Here is a 19,809-nt window from a genome sequence, read left to right as displayed (position 1 = left end):
GCCCCCGGTGGCGGAGGCGGACGGGAATCGAACCCGCCAGCGACAGCTGCTGCCGCTCAACGGTGTTGAAGACCGCGCCGGTCACCAGGCCGGATACGCCTCCCTGAGCCACCAGGCCATCTTGCCAGTAGCTAGATACGTCAACCCAAGGTTGACGGCAGTCGCTGCGTCAACCTAGAGTTGACGGCATGGACAACGCACCCCGACTTGACGAGCTCATCGCCGCGATACGGCGCATGTCGGTCCTGCGCAACCAGGACCCCGACCACGACGCCCTGCACCAGCTGGAGGACGCCGTGGTGCTCGGCGAACGCCTCGGCGAACTCGCCGACCACCTGATCGGCCACTTCGTCGACCAAGCCCGCCGCAACGGCGCGTCCTGGACCGAGATCGGCCGCAGCATGGGCGTCACCAAACAGGCGGCGCAGAAGCGGTTCGTGCCCAAGGAAGGCGGCGAGACCTTGGACCTCACCCTGTTCAGCCGGTTCACCGACCGCGCCCGCCAGGTGGTGGTCGCCGCCCAGGACGCGGCCCGCGAGGCGCGCAGCGGCAAGGGCACCCCGGAACACCTGATCCTCGGCCTGCTGGACCAGTCGGAAGGCCTGGCGGCCAAGGCGATCCAGGCCCAGGGCGTCACCCTGGACCAGGTCCGCGACGCGGTCACCCCGCTGCTGCCGGAACCGGTGGCGGAGATGACCGTGCAGGTCCCGTTCACCCCGGCCGCGGTGAAAGTGCTCGAACTGACCGGCCGCACCGCGCTGCGCCTCGGCCACAACTACATCGGCACCGAACACATCCTGCTGGGCGTGCTGGCCGAACAGGACTCACCCGGCGCACGGGCCCTCGCCGAGCTGGGCATCACCGCCGAACCCATCGAGGAGTGGACGGTGGCCGAGCTGGAGAAGATCATGAAGCGGGTCCAGGGCTGATCAGCCGCGCGCGGGGACCAGTTCCTGGCGGCTGCGCCAGATCTGCTCGAAGTCGCGGGTGCTCGCGGAGTCGTTGCACAGCAACGAGGTCTGGTGGAACGGGCTGAAGCCGACCTGCTCGCTGTCCCAGCCCAGCATGGTCGGCTCCCTCGGTGGCGCGACCGGCTCACGCTGGCTGCCCTCGCCCAGTCCGGCCCACCGCCGGGCCGACTTGGCCCAGTCCCGGCGGGCGAAGGTGATCAGGTCGGCGAACCGCGTGCGGTACTGCGCGCCCAGCGAGGTGCCCCAGAAGATGCCGTCAGGGCCGGCCGGATCCGGTCCATGTCCCGCGCGATGTTGGCAGTGGAAAGATTGCGCGTGAACTCGGGATCGGCCGCAACACACCGCTGGTGGTTGCGGCCGTCCCGCTCGGCGACCAAACGCGCCCGCTCCTTCGGCGACAACGCGGGGCGCGAAACCGATGGGGTCGTGGTGCACGCCGATGCCGGCGGCCGTCGACCGCAGCACCGAGCTCGGCATGTTCATCCCGGATCCGCATTGCAAGGTGCTCGCCGCGGCGATCCCGGCGGCGAACGGCTGATATCTCAGAACACCAGCTGGAGCAGGCGCAGCGCGAACACCGCGTCCGCGAAGAACAGCACACCCGGCAACAGCACCGCGATCAGCCAGTACGGCCGCCTCGGCACCGCGGTCCAGCGGGCGATGAACCGGTTGGCCAGGAACCACAGCGGCAGGAACAGCAACCAGCACACCCCGGCCATCATGATCGGGATGTCGATGCCGTCGCGCGCCGGGTACGCGGAGAAATCACCCAGCCGGTAGGCGATCGCGGAGAAGAACATGCGGGTGAACAACAGCGGGAAGTACGCGGCCACCCCGAGCGCCAGGTTCACCGCCACCCCGACCGACCAGCCCAAACCCGCCGCCCGGCCGGCCCGCGCCACCGCCGCATCCGCCACCACGCCGCCCCCAGCAGGCTCGAGGGCGGCCCTCGGCCCCCCGGCATCCAGTCTATCGCCGGGTTTCGCCGATCACGCGTTTGCGCAGTGTTGGCCGATTTCGCGAACACGCCGCTCCGGTCGCGCACCGCCCACCCCGTCCCGCACCGCCCACCCGTCCCGCACGTTGGCTGCCCGTCCCGCACCGCCTACCCGTCCCGCACGTTGGCTGCCCGGCGCGTGCCCTGGCCGTCCGGCCCGGACTCTGGCTGCGCGGCCTGCCCCTGACTGCGTGGCCTGCAAGTTAGCTGCGCGGCCCGCACCTTCGCTGCGCGGCCCGCACCTTCGCTGCGCAGCCCGCACCCTCGCGGCCTGGTCGGACGCTGGCTGCCTGGTCGGACGCTGGCTGCCTGGCCGGTAGCTAGACGCCTGGGCGGAAGCCGGCGCCCGGTCGGAGCCGGACGCCCGGTCGGACGCGGCTTTCCTGACCCGCACATCGCTCGCCCCGCCCCAGGCTGGTTGCCGAGCCGTTCGCCATCCGCTTCGGCGGGCTCGGTGGCCGAGCTGCGCGCGTGTTGGGCGTTGTTGTCACCGTGTTGGCCGCTTGTCGCTCGGGTTGGCCGAATTCGGACAGGTTCAGGGGTCGACTGCCCGGGGCGTGTCAGGGTCGCGGGGTGGTGTGGTGGCGGGTGGTTGGGGTTGGGCTGGTTGGGGTTCTGGCGGCTGGGGGTGTGGCCGAGGCCCGGGAGCAGTGGGTGGGTGAGCCCGCGGGGTTCGTTGATCCGTTGATCGGGTCGGCGCGGGATGGGAACACCTTTCCTGGCGCGCAGCGGCCGTTCGGGATGATCGCGTGGAGTCCGACCAGCACGCGTGGTGACCAGACCGGGACCGGGGCGGCGAACGGGTACTCCTACGACGTCACCCGGGTGCGGGGGTTCTCGCTGACCCACGTCAACGGGGCGGGGTGCAATCCTGGCGCGGCGGGGGATGTGCCGATCATGCCGCAAGTGGGCGAGGTGCTCAGCTCGCCGAGTGCGGATGTCACGGATGCCGTGTACGCCAGCGACTTCTCGCACGAGGACGAGCTCGCGCGGCCCGGACGGTACTCGGTGGGGCTGGCTTCCGGGGCACGGGTTGATCTCGCGGTGACCGAGCGGGCCGGGATCGCCGAGTTCGGGTTTCCCGCCGGGAAGGCCGCGAACCTGTTGTTCCGCACGTCCAACTCGCTCAACGGCAGCGAGGACGCCGACATCCGGATCGACCCCACCGCACGCCGGGTCACCGGGTCGGTGCTGACCGGGGCGTTCTGCGGGCGGCGGGCCAACGGCGGGGTGAACAACCGCAAGAGCTACTACCGGCTGCACTTCACCGCCGAGTTCGACCAGCCGGTGACCGGCACCGGGGTGTGGCGGGACGGCACGCTCACGCCCGGCGGCACCAGTGTCAGCGGCGGGGAGGGTTACGCCACCGGGGCGGAGCGGGCCGGGCGTGGCTCCGGCGGGTACGTCAGCTTCGCGCCGGGGAGTGCGGTGCGGATGCGGATCGGGATGTCCTATGTGGACCTTGCTGGCGCGGAGGAGAACCTGCGGCGGGAGATCCGGCGTTCGGACACCGTGGCGGGGGTGGCGCGGGACGGGTTCCGGGCCTGGGACCGAGAGCTTCGGCGGGTTCGGGTCGCTGGGGGCAGTGCCGAGCAGCGGACCGTGTTCTACACCGCGCTGTACCACGCCTTGCAGCAGCCCAACCTGGTGTCTGATGTGGACGGTCGTTATCCCGGCATGGACCGGCGGGTGCACCGGGTCGGGGCGGGGCAGGGCGCGCAGTACGGGAACTTTTCCGGGTGGGACCAGTACCGGGCGCAGATCCAGCTGCTGGCGTTGCTGAAACCGGGGCTGGCCGGGGACTTCGCGCAGTCGCTGCTCAACTACGCGCGGCAGAACGACGGGGTCTGGGACCGGTGGGTGCACGTCAACGGCGCCACCCACGTGATGACCGGCGACCCGTCCGCGGCCACCCTGGCCACCTTCCACGCCATGGGAGTGCGGAACTTCGACGTCGCGGGCGCGTTCGACTCGCTGTACCGGCAGGCCACCGTGCCCCGGCCGGAAGGGCTGCTGGACGCGGGCTGTCCCGGGCAGTGTGTCGGGCAGCGGCCGAACCTGGGTCAGTACCTCCAGTCCCGGTACAGCGCGCACGACGTCTGCCACTGCTGGGGCGGCGCGGCGGAGACCCTGGAGGCCTCGGTCGCCGATGACGCGCTGGGCCGGTGGGCCAAGGAACTGGGGCGCGACAAGGAATCCGCTGAGCTGCGGCAGCGGGGGACGTACTGGCGCAACGTGTTCAACCCCGCCACCGGGTACGTCCAGGCGCGCAAGCTGGATGGTTCCTGGCTCGTGCCGTTCGACCCAGCCAGTCAGCAGGGGTTCGCGCAGGGCAGTGCCGCGACCTATGTGTGGATGGTGCCGCAGGACGTCAGTGGGCTGGCCGAAGCCATGGGCGGCAAGGAGAACGCGGTCCGGCGGCTGGACGAGTTCTTCCTCGGCGGCGGCGGGCCGCTGCGCTACGACCCCGCCAACGAACCCGGCATCCACGCGCCCTGGCTGTACAACGAGCTCGGTCAGCCGTGGCAGACCCAGGAGACGGTGCGGCGGCTGATGGACACCGTCTACCGCACCGGCCCGGCCGGGCTGCCCGGCAACGATGACCTCGGCACCATGTCCGCCTGGTACGTCTTCGGCGCGCTCGGCCTGTTCCCGCGCACCCCGGGCAGCGCGGAACTCCTGCTGGCCACCCCGTTGTTCCCGCGCGCGCTCATCTCACCCGATGGGCGGACGCCGAGCTTGATCGACACCAGCGGCGCGGGGCCGTACACCTCGGCGGTGAGCGTGGACGGTCGCGCGCACCGGGACTGGAAGATCAGCGGACTGCCCAGGAGCCTGCACGTGCGGCGGACGATGGTGCCCGGATAGCGGAAAAACCGGCGGAGGTGGAACAGACACCCGCTCGTCGACGTTGGTTGGCGGTGACCACCGGATACGAGTCCAACCAACAGCGGGAGATCGCAGCAGTGACAGAGAACTTCCTCGGCGGCCGGTTCGACCTGGGCGGCGACCTGCCGATCGGCAGGCTCGGCTACGGCGCCATGCAGATCACCGGCCCCGGCGTGTGGGACTGGCCGACGGACCGGGCTGGTGCGCTGGCCGTGCTGCGCCGGGCGGTCGAACTGGGCGTCACCTTCATCGACACCGCCGACTCCTACGGGCCGCTGGTCAGCGAGCTGCTGATCGCCGAGGCCCTGCACCCGTACCGGGAAGATTTGATCATCGCCACGAAGGCCGGATTCACCCGGCAGGGGCCTGGTCAGTGGACCGTGTGCGGCCGTCCCGAGTACCTGACCCAGCAGGTCGAGCTGAGCCTGCGGCACCTGCGCCTGGACCACATCGACCTGATCCAGCTGCACCGCATCGACCCGGCCGTGCCGCTGGCCGACCAGCTGGGCGCGTTCGTGGAGCTGCGGGAGGCGGGCAAGGTCAAGCACATCGGGCTGTCCGAGGTGAGCGTGGCCGAGTTGGAGCAGGCGCGGCAGATCACGCCGATCGTCAGCGTGCAGAACCGGTACAACCTCATCGACCGGGGCAGCGAGGAGCTGCTCGACCACGCGGAGAAGGAGAACATCGCCTTCATCCCGTGGTTCCCGATCGCCACCGGCGACCTGACCAAACCGGACAGCCCGGTCGCCGCGGTGGCCGCGGAGCTCGGCGCGACCCCGGCGCAGGTGGCGCTGGCCTGGCTGCTCAAGCGGTCGCCGGTGATGCTGCCGATCCCCGGCACGAAGACGGTCTCGCACCTGGAGGACAACCTGGGCGCGGCCACGGTCGAGCTCAGCGACAAGCAGTTCGCGGCGCTGGACGCGATCCGGGACTGAGCGCTCAGCCGCGCGGGTGGTGGATCGGGTTGTCCGTCTCGGCCAGGCGGCGGCCCGATCCGCCCCAGTTCAGCGACACGATCTCGGCCGCGATGGACACCGCCGTCTCCTCCGGCGTGCGCGCGCCCAGGTCCAGCCCGATCGGGGAGGACAGCCTGGCCAGCTCCGGTTCGGTCAAACCCAGCTCCCGCAACCGGTTCAGCCGATCTTGGTGGGTGCGGCGGCTGCCCATCGCGCCGATGTAGGCGGCCTTGGTGCGCAGCGCCAGCTCCAGCAGCGGCACGTCGAACTTGGGGTCGTGGGTGAGCACGCAGATCACCGTGCGCTCGTCCACCTCGGTCCGGGCCAGGTACTGGTGCGGCCACATCACCACCAGCTCGTCGGCCTCCGGAAAGCGCCGCTTGGTGGCGAAGACCGGGCGGGCGTCGCAGACGGTCACGTGGTAGCCGAGGAACTTGCCGATGCGGGCCACCGCGCCGGCGAAGTCGATGGCGCCGAAGACCAGCATCCGGGGCGGCGGCGCGAAGGACTCCACGAAGATCGACAGCTCGTCGCCGCGCTGCTCGCCGTCCGCGCCGATGTGCAGGAAACCGGTGCTGCCCAAGGCGAGCATGCCCAGGGCGTGGTCCCGGACCGCCTCGTTCAGCCGGGCCGAACCCAGCGCGCCGACAGTCTCCGCCGGGGTCACCCGCAGGTGCGCGCCCGGGTTGGCCGCGCCGTCGAGCAACGTGGCCACCGCGACCGGTTCGCTCGACCGGATGGACTCGCCGATGGCCGGGAACTCCGGGAAGTGCTCGGGCGTTACCGGCTGCACGAAGACCTGGAGGGTGCCGCCGCAGGTCAGGCCGACCGCGAACGCGTCGTCATCGCTGACCCCGTAGGTGGCCAGCTCCGGCACGCCGGTCCGCAGCACCTGCTGGGCCAGCTCGTACACCGCGCCCTCCACGCAGCCGCCGGACACGCTGCCCAGCGCCTCACCCGCCGCGGACACCGCCATCGCCGCGCCGGGCTGCCGCGGCGCCGAGTGCCAGGTCCGCACCACCGTCGCCAGCGCGAACGGCTGTCCCTCGCGGTACCAGGCGAGCAGTGGGGCGATCAGTTCGCGCATCGGCCCATTGTGCGCCGCGGGCGGTCAAGAAGTTGTATTTGACTAGGCGGTCCAGAATGGGCATTGTGGACCGTATGGTCAATAACGTTGCGAGCTCGGACGGCCTGGCGGGCAAGCGGGTCGTCGTCACCGGTGGCACCAAGGGAATCGGCGCGGCGATCACCGCGCGACTGGCCGGGGCAGGCGCCTCGGTGGTGGTGGCGGCGCGCTCCGCGCCCGAGTCGCTGCCGGCGAACGTGCACTTCGTCAAGGCCGACCTGGCCACCGAGTCCGGCGTGACCGCGCTGGCCGAGGCCGCGCTGGCCCACCTCGGCGGGGTGGACGTGGTCGTGGACAACGCCGGCGGGGCCGAACTTGGCACCGGCACCATCCCCGAGCTGTCCGACCAGCTCTGGGAGGACGCCTACCAGCTCAACCTGATGTCCGCGGTGCGGCTGGACCGGGCGCTGCTGCCCGGCATGCTGGAGCGTGGCAGCGGCTCGATCATCCACATCAGCTCGATCGCCGCGCAGCTGGTCCAGCCCCCGCTGACGCACTACGGCGCGGCCAAGGCCGCCCTCAACGCCTACAGCAAGGCGCTGGCCACCGAGGTCGCGCCGCGCGGGGTGCGGGTCAACCGGATCGCTCCCGGCATGATCTGGACCGAGGCGGTGCAGACCTTCGCCCAGCACATCCAGGACACCCAGGGCGTGGACGGCAAGGCGCAGATCGTCGAGCTGGTCGGCGGTATCCCGGCGGGCCGGGTCGGCACCCCGGAGGACATCGCCAACGCGGTCGCCTACCTGGCCTCCGACCAGGCCGAGTGGGTGGTCGGCGCGGAGTTCCGGATCGACGGCGGCAGCATCCGCCAGGTGGACTGACCACCGGGATGGCCGCGGAACCCGGTGTGGGGCAACGGGTTCCGCGGCCGGTGCTCAGTGCCCGTAGCGCACGCGCTGGATGTGCACCGGGAGCTTGGGCAGGCCGTCCAACGGGTTGCTCGGACCGGGGATGATGCCGCCGGCCACGATCTTGTCCAGCACCGCCATGCCCCTGGTCACCTTGCCAAGCACGGTGTAGGCGGGCTTGATGTTGGCGAAGCTGTGCACGATGAAGAACTGGCTGCCGTTGGTGTTCGGCCCGAAGTTGCCCATCGCCACCGTGCCGCGCGGATAGGTCTCCTTGCCGGTGACCTCGTCGTCGAACTTGTAGCCGGGACCGCCCTTCTCCGCCGCCCAGATGTCGCCGCACTGCAGCACACCGAGGCGGGTGGAGTTGGTCAGCCGCCAGCACTGGGTCTTGTGATAAAACCGCTGCCGGGTGAGGGAGAGGAAGTTGTGCACCGCGCAGGGCGCGTTCGCCCGGTCCAGCTCCATCACGATCTTGCCGTGGTTGGTGGAGATGGTCACCGTGACCGTGCCCCTGGCCTTCGCCTTCGACCGGGGCGGGCGGACCGGCTTGGCCGCCGGGTCCTCCGGGGTGGGGGTGAAGGTGCAGCGAACCGAGCCCCCGGAGACGGGCTCCGGCGCCGCCTGAGCCGCGCCGACCGGCAGCGCGGCCAGCATCGCGGCCACCACAACACCAACTGACCAGCGTTTTCTCATAGCGGTCAACCTAGTGTCCTGAGCTGGCCGTTCGCCAGCGGTCTCGACGGCCCAGCTTCCCGCTGACCGCACCGCGGGAAAGCCCACGTACAACCCGGTACGAGGGCTTCCCCTCGGCACGCCCAGCGGAAAGCTGGACCGCCGATACCGCCACCGAACGGCCAGCTCAGGACACTAGCCCGGCCCCGGGCCGGAGAAAACCCGGCGAAGCGACCACCTTACGATGCTGACCATGAGCTCCACCGGAACCGCGCGGCCGATCGTGTACTACGGAGACCCGGTGCTGCACCGGTCCTGCGCCCCGGTGACCAGCTTCGATGACGATCTGCGCGCCCTGGTCGCGGACATGTTCGCCGCCATGTACGCCGCCGAGGGGGTCGGCCTGGCCGCCAACCAGATCGGCGTGGACGCCCGCGTCTTCGTCATGGACTGCCCCGACGCCGACGGCAACCCGGTGGTCGCGACCCTGGTCAACCCGGTGCTCACGCTGCCGCCCGCCCCGCGCGAGCTGACCCTGTTCGACGAGGGCTGCCTGTCCGTGCCCGGCCAGCACGCCGAGCTGGCCCGGTCCGAGCACGCCGAGGTCAGCGGCTTCGACGCCGAGGGCAACCCGGTCACCGTGCGCACCAACGGGATCGCCGCCCGCTGCCTCCAGCACGAGGTGGACCACCTCGACGGCCTGCTCTACGTGGACCGGCTGCCTGCCAAGCAGCGCAAGCAGATCCTGACCGAGGCCGGACTGCGCTGATGACCGAGCCCGTCACCGTGGTGGGCATCGGCGCGGACGGCTGGCCCGGCCTCGCCCAGCCCGCCCAGCTGGAAGTGCGCGCCGCGCAGGTGCTGCTGGGCAGCTCCCGCCAGCTCGACCTGGTGCCCGACAAGGTCACCGCCGAACGCGTGGCCTGGCCCTCGCCCATGCTGCCCGCCCTGCCCGGCCTGCTGGAACGCCACCGCGGCCGGCGGATCTGCGTGCTGGCCAGCGGCGACCCGATGTTCTTCGGCGTCGGCTCCACCCTGGCCAGGTTGCTCGGCCCACAGCGGCTGCGGGTGCTGCCGCACGCCTCCTCGATCTCGCTGGCCTGCGCCCGGCTGGGCTGGCCGATGGAGGCGGTGGACGTGGTCAGCGCGGTCGGGCGGCCGGTGGAGCTGCTGCACCCGTTCGTGCAGCCGGGACGGCGGGTGCTGGTGCTCAGCGCGGGCGGCGGCACCCCGGCCGAGGTGGCCGCGCTGCTCACCGTGCGCGGCTACGGCCCGAGCAGGCTGACCGTGCTGGAACGCCTGGGCGGCAAGGACGAACGACTGGTCAGCGGCACCGCGGGCGAGTGGTCGCTGCCGCGCACCGCCGCGCTGAACGTGATCGCGGTGGACTGCGTGGCCGATCCCGGCACCCCGCTGCTGCCCACCGTGCCCGGCCTGCCCGACTCCGCCTTCGACCACGACGGCCAGCTGACCAAACGCGAGGTGCGCGCGCTCACCCTGTCCCGGCTGGCCCCGGTGCCCGGCCAGCTGCTCTGGGACGTCGGCGCCGGGGCGGGCAGCGTGGCCATCGAGTGGTCGCGCACCCATCCCAGCTGCCGGGCGGTCGCGGTGGAACGCGAGCCGGAGCGCGCGGAGCGGATCACCCGCAACGCCTATGCCCTTGGCGTGCCGGGGATCGAGGTTGTCTTAGGCGAGGCACCGTCCGCTTTGGACGGTCTGGAAGCGCCGTCGGCGGTGTTCGTCGGCGGTGGCGCGACCGGGCCCGGCGTGATCGAGAAGTGCTGGCAGAGCCTGTTGCCCGGCGGACGGCTGGTGGTCAACGCGGTGACCGTGGAGTCGGAGTCCCTGGTGGCGCAATGGCATGCCCGACTTGGCGGGGACCTGCTGCGGGTGGCGATCAGCCGGGCCGCGCCGGTCGGCGGGTTCACCGCGATGCGACCGATGCTGCCGGTGACCACCTGGGTGGCGACGAAGGAGGAACGGTGACGGTTCACTTCATCGGGGCCGGGCCGGGCGCGGCCGACCTGATCACCGTGCGCGGCCAGCGGGTGATCGCCGCCTCGCCGGTCTGCCTGTACGCCGGATCCCTTGTGCCGCAAGAGCTCCTGGCCTCCTGCCCGCCCGGCGCGCGGCTGGTGGACACCGCGAACCTGGACCTGGACCAGATCACCGAGGAGCTGGTCTCCGCGCACGCCAACGGTTTCGACGTGGCCCGGCTGCACTCCGGCGATCCCTCGGTGTACAGCGCGATGGCCGAGCAGATGCGCCGCCTGGACGCCGCCGGGGTGCCCTACGACGTGGTCCCCGGCGTGCCCGCCTTCGCCGCGGCCGCCGCCGCGCTGGGCCGGGAGCTGACCGTGCCGGGCGTCGGCCAGACCGTGGTGCTCACCCGCACCTCCGCGCGCGCCACCCCGATGCCGCCGGGGGAGGACCTGGCCACGCTGGGCCGGAGCCGGGCGACGATGGTGCTGCACCTGGCCGTGCAGCGGATCGACGAGGTGGTGGCCGAGCTGCTGCCGAACTACGGGCCGGACTGCCCGGTCGCGGTGGTGGCGCGGGCCAGCAGGGCCGATGAGCTGGTGCTGCGCGGCACGCTGCGGGACATCGCCGGGGCGGTGCACGCGGCCGGGGTCAAGCGGACCGCGGTGATCGTGGTCGGCGAGGTGCTGACCGCGTCCTCCTTCCCGGACAGCCACCTGTACTCCGCGGACCGCTGCCGCAGCACGGACTGACCGGCCGCCGCTCCCGCCCGGCCATTTCGGCCGCCGTCAGCCGCCCGGCCATTCCGGCCGCCACCCCCGCCCGGCCACCCCGGCTGCCGTCAGCCGCCCAGCTATCCACGGCCGCCACCCCCGCCCGGGGTCACCGATGCGGGTGAACTCCTGCGCCCGCCGCCACCCCCGCCCGCCCGCGCCGCCGGGCCACGCACGCGCACGAACCGGCCAACCCGGCCAGAGTTCCCGCCTGCCACTTGTCGATCGAGTGAAGCTGGGCCGCCCGCCCTTGCCCTGCGTAGTGGTGCCATCGCGCCCTGTTCCGACTAATCGGACAATTGGTCCATAGTGTTGGTAGGAAAGGGGGAACCACATGCGCTGGTTGCGACAGGACCTGCGGCACGACCTGGCCGCCTCGCTGGTGGTCTTCCTGGTCGCGGTGCCGTTGTCGCTGGGCATCGCGGTGGCCTCCGGCGCGCCGATCGTGGCCGGACTGGTCGCCGCGGTGGTGGGCGGCATCCTGGCCGCGGCCTTCGGCGGCTCGCCGCTGCTGGTCAGCGGACCCGCCGCCGGGCTGACCGTGGTGGTGGCCGGGTTCGTCGACCAGTTCGGCTGGGCGGTCACCTGCGCGATCACCGTGGCGGCCGGGCTGGTGCAGCTGGTGCTCGGGCTGTGCCGGGTGGCCAGGGCGGCGCTGGCCATCTCGCCCGCGGTGGTGCACGGGATGCTGGCCGGGATCGGCGTGGTCATCGTGCTCGGCCAGCTGCACGTGCTGCTCGGCGGGCAGCCGGGCACCAGCGCGCTGACCAACCTGCTCGAACTGCCCGGCCAGCTGATCGACATCCACGGACCGGCCGCGCTGATCGGCCTGCTGGTGCTGGGTGTGCTGCTGCTGTGGGGGTTCCTGCCCGCGGCGGTGCGCAAGGTGCCGGGGCCGCTGGTCGCGGTGGTCGGCGCGACCGTGCTGGCCGAGACCGCCGGGTTACAGCTGGTCCGGGTGGACCTGCCGGACTCCGTGCTGGCCTCGCTGCACCTGCCCAAACTGCCCGGCGGGGAGTGGGGCGCGGTGGCGCTCGCCGTGTTCACCCTGGCGGTCATCGCCAGCGTGGAAAGCCTGCTCTCCGCGGTGGCGGTGGACAAGCTCGGCGGCACCCGCAGCAACCTGGACCGCGAGCTGGTCGGCCAGGGCGTGGCCAACACCGCCTCCGGCCTGCTCGGCGGGCTGCCGGTCACCGGAGTGATCGTGCGCGCCTCCACCAACGTCGCCGCCGGGGCCCGCACCAGGGCCTCGGCCATCCTGCACAGCCTCTGGGTGCTGCTGTTCACGCTGGTGCTGGCCGGGACGATCGAGCGGATCCCGATGGCCGCGCTGGCCGGGCTGCTGGTCTTCATCGGGCTGCAACTGGTGCGGTTGCGGGACGTGCGCGCGGCCTGGCGGCACGGGGAGGCCGCCGCCTACCTGGCCACCGTGGTCGGCGTGGTGTTCCTGGACCTGTTGCGGGGCGTGCTGATCGGGCTGGCCATCTCGGTGGTGCTGGTGCTGCGCCGGGTGGTCTGGGCCAAGGTGCGGGCCACCGAGACCGCGCCGGGGCACTGGCGGGTGACGGTGGCCGGGACGCTGAGCTTCCTGTCCCTGCCCCGGTTGGCCCGGGTGCTCGCCCAGGTGCCCGATGAGTCCACTGTGGACATAGAACTGCGTGCGGACTACCTGGACCACGCCGCCTACGAGCACCTGTCCTCCTGGCAGCGCCAGCACGAGGACCGCGGCGGCACGGTCACCGTGGAGGAGGTCGGCGGCGGCCGGAAACCGGTGCTGCCGCGCTGGTTCGCGCCCTGGTCGGACTGGCAGGCCGAGGTGCCCAGCCAGCGCGCGTCCTCCCCGCTGGTCACCGGCGTGGCCGAGTACCATCGGTACTCCGCCCCGCTGCTGCGCCCGGTGTTCGAGCAGCTCGCCCTGTTGCAGCGCCCGCACGGGCTGTTCCTGACCTGCGCGGACTCCCGGATCGTGCCCAACATGATCACCTCAAGCGGGCCCGGCGACCTGTTCACCGTGCGCAACGTGGGCAACCTGGTGCCCGCCGGGGACGACGGCATCGAGGCCTCGGTGCACGTCGCGGTAGAGGTGCTGCGGGTGCCCACGCTGATGGTCTGCGGCCACTCCGCCTGCGCCGGCATGACCAGCCTGCTCTCCGGCCGCGCCGAGCAGGACGACTCGCTCGGCCGCTGGCTGCGCGCCGGACTGCCCAGCCTGCACGCCTTCCGCGCCGGGCACCCGGCTGGCCAGGGCGACGGCGCGGAGGTGGACCGGCTGGCCAGGGTCAACGTCGCGGTGCAGGCCGAGGCGCTGGCCCGGCTGCCCATGGTGCGGACCGCGATCGCCGAGGGCCGGTTGCAGGTCATCGGGCTGTTCTTCGACATCGGCCGAGCTCAACTGTCCATTGTGGACCCGGAGACCGGCGGGTTCGTGCCGCTGGCCCCCGACGCCGGCGCGCCCCCGGTCGGCGCGACCGGACGGCAAACAGCGGATTGACGGCCCCCGGCGGCCTGCCTACGCTCGCCAGCTGGGGGAGCGCATCCCCTTGGCATGCAATGACTTCGTCATGAGGGGGAACTGCGCTGTGGCGCGTCCTGAGTTGAGCAAAGCGCTGGCTGGGGTACTGGCCGCGTCGGTGATCACCGGAGTGCTGACCGCACTGCCCGCACACGCGATCAGCGGCGGCACCGCCGCAACCGATGGCGCGCACGGCTACACCGCCTACGTCCGGGTGGGCACCAAGAGCTGTTCCGGGGTGCTGGTCGATCAGCAGTGGGTGCTCACCGCCGCCCGCTGCTTCGGCGAACCCGGCCAGGTCAGGCCCGGCACGCCGGCCGAGCGCACCGTGGTCACGGTCGGCCGCACCAAGCTCGCGCACGGCTCCGGCGAGGTGGTGGAGGTGCAGAGCATCGCCACCCAGACCGGCCGGGACGTGGTCCTGGCCAAGCTCGCCGATCCCGTCGCCGACGTCGCACCGGTCCCGCTGCCCGCTGCGGCCGGCTTCACCACCGGCGAGCAGCTCACCATCACCGGCTACGGCGCGCTCGCCACGGCCAGCGAGGACGAGGACCGCCTGCACACCGCGGCCTTCGCCCTCGGCGCGGTGACCGGCACCCAGCTCACCTTCGGCGCGGCCACCCCGGTAGGCGCGGACCTGTGCTCCGGCGACCTGGGCGGCCCGGTGCTGCGCCAGCGCGACGGAGCGCTGGAGCTGGGCGGCATCGTCACCTCGGCCAAGCAGCGCAACTGCCTCGGCGAGACCGAGCAGGCCGCGAGCTCCGCCGCCGAACGGGTGGACGACCTGGTCTCCTGGATCAAGGAGAGCGTCGCGGCGAGCCGGGCCAACCCGGCCGTGGCAGACAGCGGGATCGTCGAGCTGGCCAACAACATCACCGGCGGCTGCCTCAACGGCGACACCACCGCCACCTGCGGCTCCGGCCGCTCCGCCCAGGAGTTCGAGCTGCTCGGCGCCGGCGAGCACAAGCGGCTGCGCAACCTGCACAGCCGCCAGTGCCTGGGCATCGACGGCAACTCGCTGGCCTCGCAGGCCTGCGACGCGAACAACCCGGCCCAGGGCTGGGCCCTGCTGCCCGGCAAGGGCGGCACCGTGCAGCTGGTCAACCAGCAGCACAACAAGCCGCTGACCGTGCCCGAGCTGGTCGAGCAGACCAAGCCGGTGCTGCGCGCCAACCAGCCCTACGCCTACCAGCTGTGGCGGCTGACCGCCAAGGGCAAGGCCCGGCACGACCTGCCGCAGCGCGGTTCGCTCAAGGCCACCAACGAGGGCCTGCCCGACCACTACCTGCGGCACGGCCGCGGCGAGGGCTGGCTGAACCTGATCACCGCGAGCAACCCGGACCTGGACAAGGCCGACGCCACCTTCCGCCTGGTGCCCGGCCTGGCCAACGCCGACTGCTACTCCTTCGAGGCATCCAACATTCCCGGCGCGTACCTGCGCCACCAGTACGGCCGGATCCGGCTGGACGACAGGGTCGGTGGCGGCCCGTTCGACGCCGACGCCACCTGGTGCGCCAGGGACGGCCTCAGCGGCACCGGGGTGTCCTTCGCCGCGCTGAACTTCCCGGACAACTACCTGCGGCACATCCGCGGCGAGGTGTGGAGCGCCTACAAGGGCGGCGCCCAGTGGTATGAGAACCCGGCCTTCTTCGAGCCGGACAGCAGCTGGGTGGTCGCGCCGCCGCTCAAGCCCTGACCGCCGCTACCCGGCGACCCGCGCCGCCGCGGGTCGCCGGGTCCCGGCCAGCACCACCACCGCGACTCCGGCCAGCAGCAACGCCATCCCCGGCAGGGCGGCCGCCCTGGGCACCTGCCCGAGCCACAGCCAGGCCAGCAGCGCCGCGCCCGGCACCTCCAGCAGGGTGACCAGGCTGATCGTGGTGGCCGAGACCGCGTGCAGCGCGTAGTTGAACATCGAGTGCCCGAGCAGCTGGGCGCCCAGCGCGATGGCCAGGATGGCCAGCCAGGTGGAGTCCGGGAAACCGGCCAGCGGGATGCCCGCGCCCAGGCACACCACCAGCAGCACCAGCGCGCAGGTGGCGTAGCAGATCGTGGTGTAGGTCGTGGTGCTCAGGCTGGCCCGCGCGTGCTCGCCGAGGGCCACGTACCCGGCCGCGGCCATCCCGCCGAGCACCGCGAGCACATCGCCCCACAGCGCGGCGCCGGAGACCTGGAAGTCCGCGCCGGTGGTCCAGGCCGCCCCGGCCACCGCGAGCCCGATGCCCAGCCAGGTGGTCAGCGGCAGCCGTTTGCCCTGCCCCACCGCGATCAGCCCGGCCCACACCGGCTGGGTGCAGCCCAGCGCGATCGAGGTGGCCACCGTGGTCAGCTGCGCGCTGGACATCCAGGTGCCGAAGTGCAGCGCCAGCATCGCCCCGGCCAGCATGCTGTACCCACCCTGGCCGCGTTTGTCACCGCTGACCGCCGCGCGCAACTCGGGTCCACGGCGGAGCGCGGCGAACGGGGTGAGCAGGCCGACCGCGATCGTGTTGCGCCAGAACGCGATGGCCAGCGCGGGCGCGGCGGCGAAGGCGATCAGCGGGCCGGAGGTGGACACCGCGAGCACGGCGACGACCAGCGCCAGCAGCGGGGCCAGTGGGAGACGATGGGGCACGGACCGCATCCTCACTGGCGGAGTCGGGTGCGGCGAATTGGCAGGGTCCGGACGCCTGCCGTCTGGCCCGCTGAGTCGACCGCACCACCCGCACGGCCGTCGTCATAACGCTTGGTTATGGCGGCGGCCGTTGGGCCTACGCCGTCACCGGGCGGAGGTGCGGGGTCAGCCGGACCACGAGCTCGGCGTCCAGCGCGTGGGCCAGTCGTTCCAGGACCGGGATGGTCGGCACCGTGCCGCCGGCCTCGAACCGCGCGATCGCCGGTTGGGTCATACCCGCGACCTCGGCCAGCCGGGACTGGGTCCAGTCGCGCTGCTCCCGCATCTCCCGCACGGCCTTGCCGAGCTCGTAGGCCAGCCGCGCCGCGTCGTACGCCTCGGCCGCGCCCGGCTCGGCGAGCCTGCGCTCGCGCAGCTCCGCCCAGTCGTTGCCGTCAACCATCGCGCTCACTCCCCGTCCACACTGTGTTCCTCGGCAACGCATCGCCGCAGGGCCCGCTGCGCGCGAGCGACCTCGCGGACCTCGCGCATCCGAGTCTTGCGGAAGACCGTCAGCAGCACGACCCGGCGTCCCGGGGCGATCCAGTAGGTCACCCGCATCGCCTCGCCATCCAGGTGGAACCGTAGTTCCCGCAGCTTCCTGTCCAGCTGGCGGCTGTACGGCTCACCCAGCAGCGGTCCCTGGTCGGCGACCAGATCGATGTAGAACGCCGCCGTGGCGAAGTGAGCTGTCGGCAGACCCGCCAACCAGTCCCGAACCTCCGGCTCCAGTTCAACCGTACCCCAGTTCATACCATCGATGCTATATGTAGTCGAAAACGCTCCAGCAACAGGGCGTAGTTGAGGGATAACGGCGAGTAGTCATCCGATGTGTTGAGTATCTGGATGATCTATCAAGGGTAAGTTTCGGACGGCGAAGTTCCGCTGATTTGGTTGCTACCAGCATTTTCTGAAGGCTGCTCTGCTCAGTCGACGACCACGGACCGTTGACGCACCTGGCCAGAGATCGTATCTTTCCTGCGCCGCACCACATCGAGCCTCGAGTGGACCTTCCGCCACAGCCGTCGAAGGGACTCGACCATGTCCGACTCGCCGTCGCGCCGGGACTTCCTGCGCATCACGGGCGCCGTGGGCGCCGGGATGATGTTGAGCGGGGTCCGGCCGTTCATCGCCCAGGCCGAGGAGGTGGCTCGGCCGGAGAACGTCAGTCTGGTGCCGGAGGGTGAGGCGACCAGTCTCTGGTACCCGGCGCCTGCTGAGGAGAGCCGGATCATCCAGCAGGGTCTGCCGATCGGGAACGGGCGGCTGGGGGCGTTGGTCGGCTCCGATCCGGCCGATGACGTGCTTTACCTGACCGATGCCACGCTGTGGACCGGGCACCGCAACGACGTCCTCCAGGACGACGGGCAGTTCCCATACGGGCCCAACGATTTCGGGTCCTTCGGGTTGCTGGCCAAGGTGCGGGTGGAGGCCACCGGGCACACCAAGGCCGCGGTGACCGGCTACCGGCGGCGGCTGGACCTGAGCAACGGGCTGGTCACCAGTTCCTACCGCTACCGGGGCGCGCAGTACCGGCGGGAGACCTACTCCAGTCGCCCGGACGACGTGGTGGTGGTGCGGCTGACCCAGCGCGGCGGCGGTGTCCACAGTGGACGGATCCGGCTGGAGGCCACCCGCACCGAGACGGTGGTGGGCGAGCCCGCCAGCCGCACGATCTCGTTGAGCTCGCGGTTCGGCAACGGGTTGCGCTATGCCGCGGTGGTCACCGCGTTCAGCGAGACCGGGACGATCACGGTGACCGGCAACGAGCTGGTTTTCCGGGACTGCCGGGAGGTGCTGGTCATCGTCTCCGGTGGCACCGACTACCTCGCGGACGCGGCCAGGGGGTTCCGGAACACCGCCATCGACCCGCTGGTGGTGGCGCGGGAGCGGGCGCTGGCCAAGGCGAAGGTGGCCGGGGGCGCGTTGCTGAACACGCACGTGGCCGACTACCAGTCGCTGTACCGGCGGATGACCGTGGACCTCGGTGAGTCCAGCCGCGCTCAGCGGAACCTGGACTCCTGGTCCCGGCTCGCGGTGCGGCACACCAATCCCGGGCAGCCAGACCCGGAGCTGGAGGCCAGCTACCTCCAGTTCGGGCGGTACCTGATGATCACCGGGTCCCGGGACAGTCTGCCGATCAACCTCCAAGGTTTGTGGCTGCACAACAACTCGCCGGACTGGTACGCCGACTACCACACCGACATCAACCTCCAGATGAACTACTGGCTGACCGACCGCGCCGGTCTCGGCCGCTGCTTCACCGCTCTCGCCGACTACTGCCTGGCCCAGCTGCCCGAGTGGTCGCGGCAGACCCAGCGCCTGTTCAACGATCCGCGCAACCGGTTCCGCAACTCCTCCGGCAAGGTCGCCGGGTGGACGGTGGCCTTCTCCGCCAACACCCACGGCGGTCTCGGCTGGTGGTGGCACCCCGCAGGCAACGCCTGGCTGTGCCAGTCGCTGTGGGAGCACTACGAGTTCACCCTGGACGCCCAGCACCTGGAACGGATCTACCCGCTGCTCAAGGGCGCGGCCGAGTTCTGGGCCGCGCGGCTGGTCACCATCACGCACACCTACCCCGACGGCAGCACCCGGGAGGTGCTGGTCGACGACAAGGACTGGTCGCCGGAGCACGGGCCGCAGGACGCGCTGGGCATCAGCTACGCCCAGGAGATCGTCTGGGAGCTGTTCCGCGAACTCCAGCTCGCGGCGGCGAGACTGGGGCGGGACAAGGAGTTCGCGGCGCGGGTCAAGGGCCTCCAGTCGCGGCTGTACCTGCCGGAGGTCAGTCCGAAGACCGGCATGCTGCAGGAGTGGATGCACCCGGATGACATCGGCGAGCGCACCCACCGGCACCTCTCGCCGCTGATCGGGTTCTTCCCCGGCGATCACATGAACCACGACGACACGCCCCAGGCCACCATCGAGGGCATCCGCAAGCTGCTGGAGGTGCGCGGCATGGAGAGCTTCGGCTGGGCCTGCGCCTGGCGGTCCGCCTGCTGGGCCAGGCTCCGCGACGCCGACCGCGCCTACCAGCTGCTGCTCACCGTGCTGCGCCCGTCCATCGCCAACGAGAACGGCACCTCGGCCAACTTCTTCGACATGTACCGCAACAACGACCGGGCCATCTTCCAGATCGACGCCAACTTCGGCGCGCCGGCCGCGATGCTGGAGATGATCCTGTACTCCCGGCCGGGCGTGGTCGAACTGCTGCCCGCGCTGCCCGGCGCGTGGGCGAAACGGGGCCGGGTCACCGGTGTCGGCGTCAAGGGCGGGTTCGAGGTCGACCTGCGCTGGCGGGACGGCAAGGTCACCACCGCGGTGCTGCGCAGTGTCGGCGGCACCAGCACCGAGGTGCGCGCGGGCTCCTGGAAGCGGGTGATCAGCGTGCGGCCCGGCGAGTCCGTCACGATCCGGCCGAACTGACCC

17 protein-coding genes and 1 tRNA gene are annotated in these 19,809 nt (G+C 71.7%); 10 read left to right on the top strand and 8 right to left on the bottom strand.

All coding sequences use genetic code 11. The annotated features are described in order from the left end of the window. Nucleotides 1-8: 8 nt before the first annotated feature. Nucleotides 9-103: transfer RNA gene (locus tag M8C13_RS19580), tRNA-Sec, on the bottom strand. An 85-nt stretch (nt 104-188) separates the two neighbouring features. Here M8C13_RS19580 and M8C13_RS19575 point away from each other — a divergent pair. Beyond that, nucleotides 189-929 (top strand): Clp protease N-terminal domain-containing protein, encoded by a 741-nt coding sequence (locus tag M8C13_RS19575; RefSeq protein ID WP_252482066.1) that lies wholly within the window; start codon nt 189-191, stop codon nt 927-929. Here M8C13_RS19575 and M8C13_RS19570 read toward each other — a convergent pair whose 3' ends face one another. Beyond that, on the bottom strand, nt 930-1,313 hold the full coding sequence (locus M8C13_RS19570) for a hypothetical protein (RefSeq protein WP_252482065.1): 384 nt from the start codon (nt 1,311-1,313) through the stop codon (nt 930-932). A gap of 200 nt (nt 1,314-1,513) precedes the next feature. Continuing rightward, nucleotides 1,514-1,891, bottom strand: coding sequence for a hypothetical protein (locus tag M8C13_RS19565; protein WP_252482064.1), 378 nt, complete (start codon nt 1,889-1,891; stop codon nt 1,514-1,516). Nucleotides 1,892-2,541: 650 nt separating this feature from the next. Here M8C13_RS19565 and M8C13_RS19560 point away from each other — a divergent pair. Together M8C13_RS19560 and M8C13_RS19555 are read left to right on the top strand one after the other, a co-directional pair. Beyond that, nucleotides 2,542-4,836, top strand: a complete 2,295-nt coding sequence (locus M8C13_RS19560) for a GH92 family glycosyl hydrolase (protein WP_374213098.1) — start codon at nt 2,542-2,544, stop codon at nt 4,834-4,836. Between the two features lie 98 nt (nt 4,837-4,934). Then, nucleotides 4,935-5,792: an aldo/keto reductase gene (locus M8C13_RS19555; RefSeq protein WP_308202823.1), complete on the top strand. Its 858-nt coding sequence runs from the start codon at nt 4,935-4,937 to the stop codon at nt 5,790-5,792. 4 nt (nt 5,793-5,796) lie between these two features. On the opposite strand, the gene M8C13_RS19550 is transcribed toward M8C13_RS19555, so the two are convergent. After that, complete coding sequence (locus tag M8C13_RS19550; RefSeq protein WP_252482062.1) at nt 5,797-6,900, bottom strand: XdhC family protein; 1,104 nt, start codon at nt 6,898-6,900, stop codon at nt 5,797-5,799. Between the two features lie 74 nt (nt 6,901-6,974). Here M8C13_RS19550 and M8C13_RS19545 point away from each other — a divergent pair, with 74 nt between their 5' ends. Next, on the top strand, nt 6,975-7,760 hold the full coding sequence (locus tag M8C13_RS19545) for an oxidoreductase (RefSeq protein WP_252482061.1): 786 nt from the start codon (nt 6,975-6,977) through the stop codon (nt 7,758-7,760). A gap of 54 nt (nt 7,761-7,814) precedes the next feature. Here M8C13_RS19545 and M8C13_RS19540 read toward each other — a convergent pair whose 3' ends face one another. Continuing rightward, a complete protein-coding gene (locus M8C13_RS19540; protein ID WP_252482060.1) occupies nt 7,815-8,483 on the bottom strand; it encodes a peptidylprolyl isomerase in 669 nt (222 codons plus the stop codon). Nucleotides 8,484-8,715: 232 nt separating this feature from the next. Between M8C13_RS19540 and def the strand changes: the two genes are divergently transcribed. The 5 genes from def (at nt 8,716) to M8C13_RS19515 (ending at nt 15,423) form a co-directional block, all read left to right on the top strand. Further along, the gene (gene def, locus M8C13_RS19535) at nt 8,716-9,231 is read left to right on the top strand and encodes a peptide deformylase (RefSeq protein WP_252482059.1); all 516 of its coding nucleotides are present in this window, start codon (nt 8,716-8,718) and stop codon (nt 9,229-9,231) included. Further along, complete coding sequence (gene cbiE, locus M8C13_RS19530; protein ID WP_252482058.1) at nt 9,231-10,448, top strand: precorrin-6y C5,15-methyltransferase (decarboxylating) subunit CbiE; 1,218 nt, start codon at nt 9,231-9,233, stop codon at nt 10,446-10,448. The genes def and cbiE overlap by 1 nt, the downstream gene beginning before the upstream one ends. After that, nucleotides 10,445-11,194 (top strand): precorrin-4 C(11)-methyltransferase, encoded by a 750-nt coding sequence (gene cobM, locus M8C13_RS19525; protein WP_252482057.1) that lies wholly within the window; start codon nt 10,445-10,447, stop codon nt 11,192-11,194. The genes cbiE and cobM overlap by 4 nt, the downstream gene beginning before the upstream one ends. Before the next feature lie 355 nt (nt 11,195-11,549). Continuing rightward, nucleotides 11,550-13,706: a bifunctional SulP family inorganic anion transporter/carbonic anhydrase gene (locus M8C13_RS19520; RefSeq protein WP_252482056.1), complete on the top strand. Its 2,157-nt coding sequence runs from the start codon at nt 11,550-11,552 to the stop codon at nt 13,704-13,706. A gap of 103 nt (nt 13,707-13,809) precedes the next feature. Further along, on the top strand, nt 13,810-15,423 hold the full coding sequence (locus M8C13_RS19515; RefSeq protein WP_252482055.1) for an AbfB domain-containing protein: 1,614 nt from the start codon (nt 13,810-13,812) through the stop codon (nt 15,421-15,423). 6 nt (nt 15,424-15,429) lie between these two features. On the opposite strand, the gene M8C13_RS19510 is transcribed toward M8C13_RS19515, so the two are convergent. The 3 genes from M8C13_RS19510 to M8C13_RS19500 all read right to left on the bottom strand — a co-directional run bounded on the left by M8C13_RS19510 (nt 15,430) and on the right by M8C13_RS19500 (nt 17,133). After that, complete coding sequence (locus M8C13_RS19510; protein WP_252482054.1) at nt 15,430-16,341, bottom strand: DMT family transporter; 912 nt, start codon at nt 16,339-16,341, stop codon at nt 15,430-15,432. Between the two features lie 136 nt (nt 16,342-16,477). Further along, on the bottom strand, nt 16,478-16,783 hold the full coding sequence (locus tag M8C13_RS19505) for a helix-turn-helix domain-containing protein (protein WP_252482123.1): 306 nt from the start codon (nt 16,781-16,783) through the stop codon (nt 16,478-16,480). Nucleotides 16,784-16,788: 5 nt separating this feature from the next. After that, nucleotides 16,789-17,133: a type II toxin-antitoxin system RelE/ParE family toxin gene (locus M8C13_RS19500; RefSeq protein WP_252482053.1), complete on the bottom strand. Its 345-nt coding sequence runs from the start codon at nt 17,131-17,133 to the stop codon at nt 16,789-16,791. Between the two features lie 288 nt (nt 17,134-17,421). Here M8C13_RS19500 and M8C13_RS45090 point away from each other — a divergent pair, with 288 nt between their 5' ends. Beyond that, a complete protein-coding gene (locus M8C13_RS45090) occupies nt 17,422-19,806 on the top strand; it encodes a glycoside hydrolase N-terminal domain-containing protein (protein WP_305883972.1) in 2,385 nt (794 codons plus the stop codon). Nucleotides 19,807-19,809 lie beyond the last annotated feature (3 nt).

This window comes from Crossiella sp. SN42 (genome assembly GCF_023897065.1).
Lineage (GTDB): Bacteria > Actinomycetota > Actinomycetes > Mycobacteriales > Pseudonocardiaceae > Crossiella.
This window is presented reverse-complemented; position numbering and strand designations above follow the sequence as displayed.

Bases quoted from the DNA above. Each gene is read 5' to 3' on its own strand.
- cbiE (WP_252482058.1), top strand. From the start codon at position 9,231: ATGACCGAGCCCGTCACCGTGGTGGGCATCGGCGCGGACGGCTGGCCC.
- M8C13_RS19500 (WP_252482053.1), bottom strand. From the start codon at position 17,133: ATGAACTGGGGTACGGTTGAACTGGAGCCGGAGGTTCGGGACTGGTTG.
- M8C13_RS19575 (WP_252482066.1), top strand. From the start codon at position 189: ATGGACAACGCACCCCGACTTGACGAGCTCATCGCCGCGATACGGCGC.
- M8C13_RS19550 (WP_252482062.1), bottom strand. From the start codon at position 6,900: ATGCGCGAACTGATCGCCCCACTGCTCGCCTGGTACCGCGAGGGACAG.
- M8C13_RS19520 (WP_252482056.1), top strand. From the start codon at position 11,550: ATGCGCTGGTTGCGACAGGACCTGCGGCACGACCTGGCCGCCTCGCTG.
- M8C13_RS19505 (WP_252482123.1), bottom strand. From the start codon at position 16,783: ATGGTTGACGGCAACGACTGGGCGGAGCTGCGCGAGCGCAGGCTCGCC.
- M8C13_RS19545 (WP_252482061.1), top strand. From the start codon at position 6,975: ATGGTCAATAACGTTGCGAGCTCGGACGGCCTGGCGGGCAAGCGGGTC.
- def (WP_252482059.1), top strand. From the start codon at position 8,716: ATGAGCTCCACCGGAACCGCGCGGCCGATCGTGTACTACGGAGACCCG.
- M8C13_RS45090 (WP_305883972.1), top strand. From the start codon at position 17,422: ATGTCCGACTCGCCGTCGCGCCGGGACTTCCTGCGCATCACGGGCGCC.
- M8C13_RS19540 (WP_252482060.1), bottom strand. From the start codon at position 8,483: ATGAGAAAACGCTGGTCAGTTGGTGTTGTGGTGGCCGCGATGCTGGCC.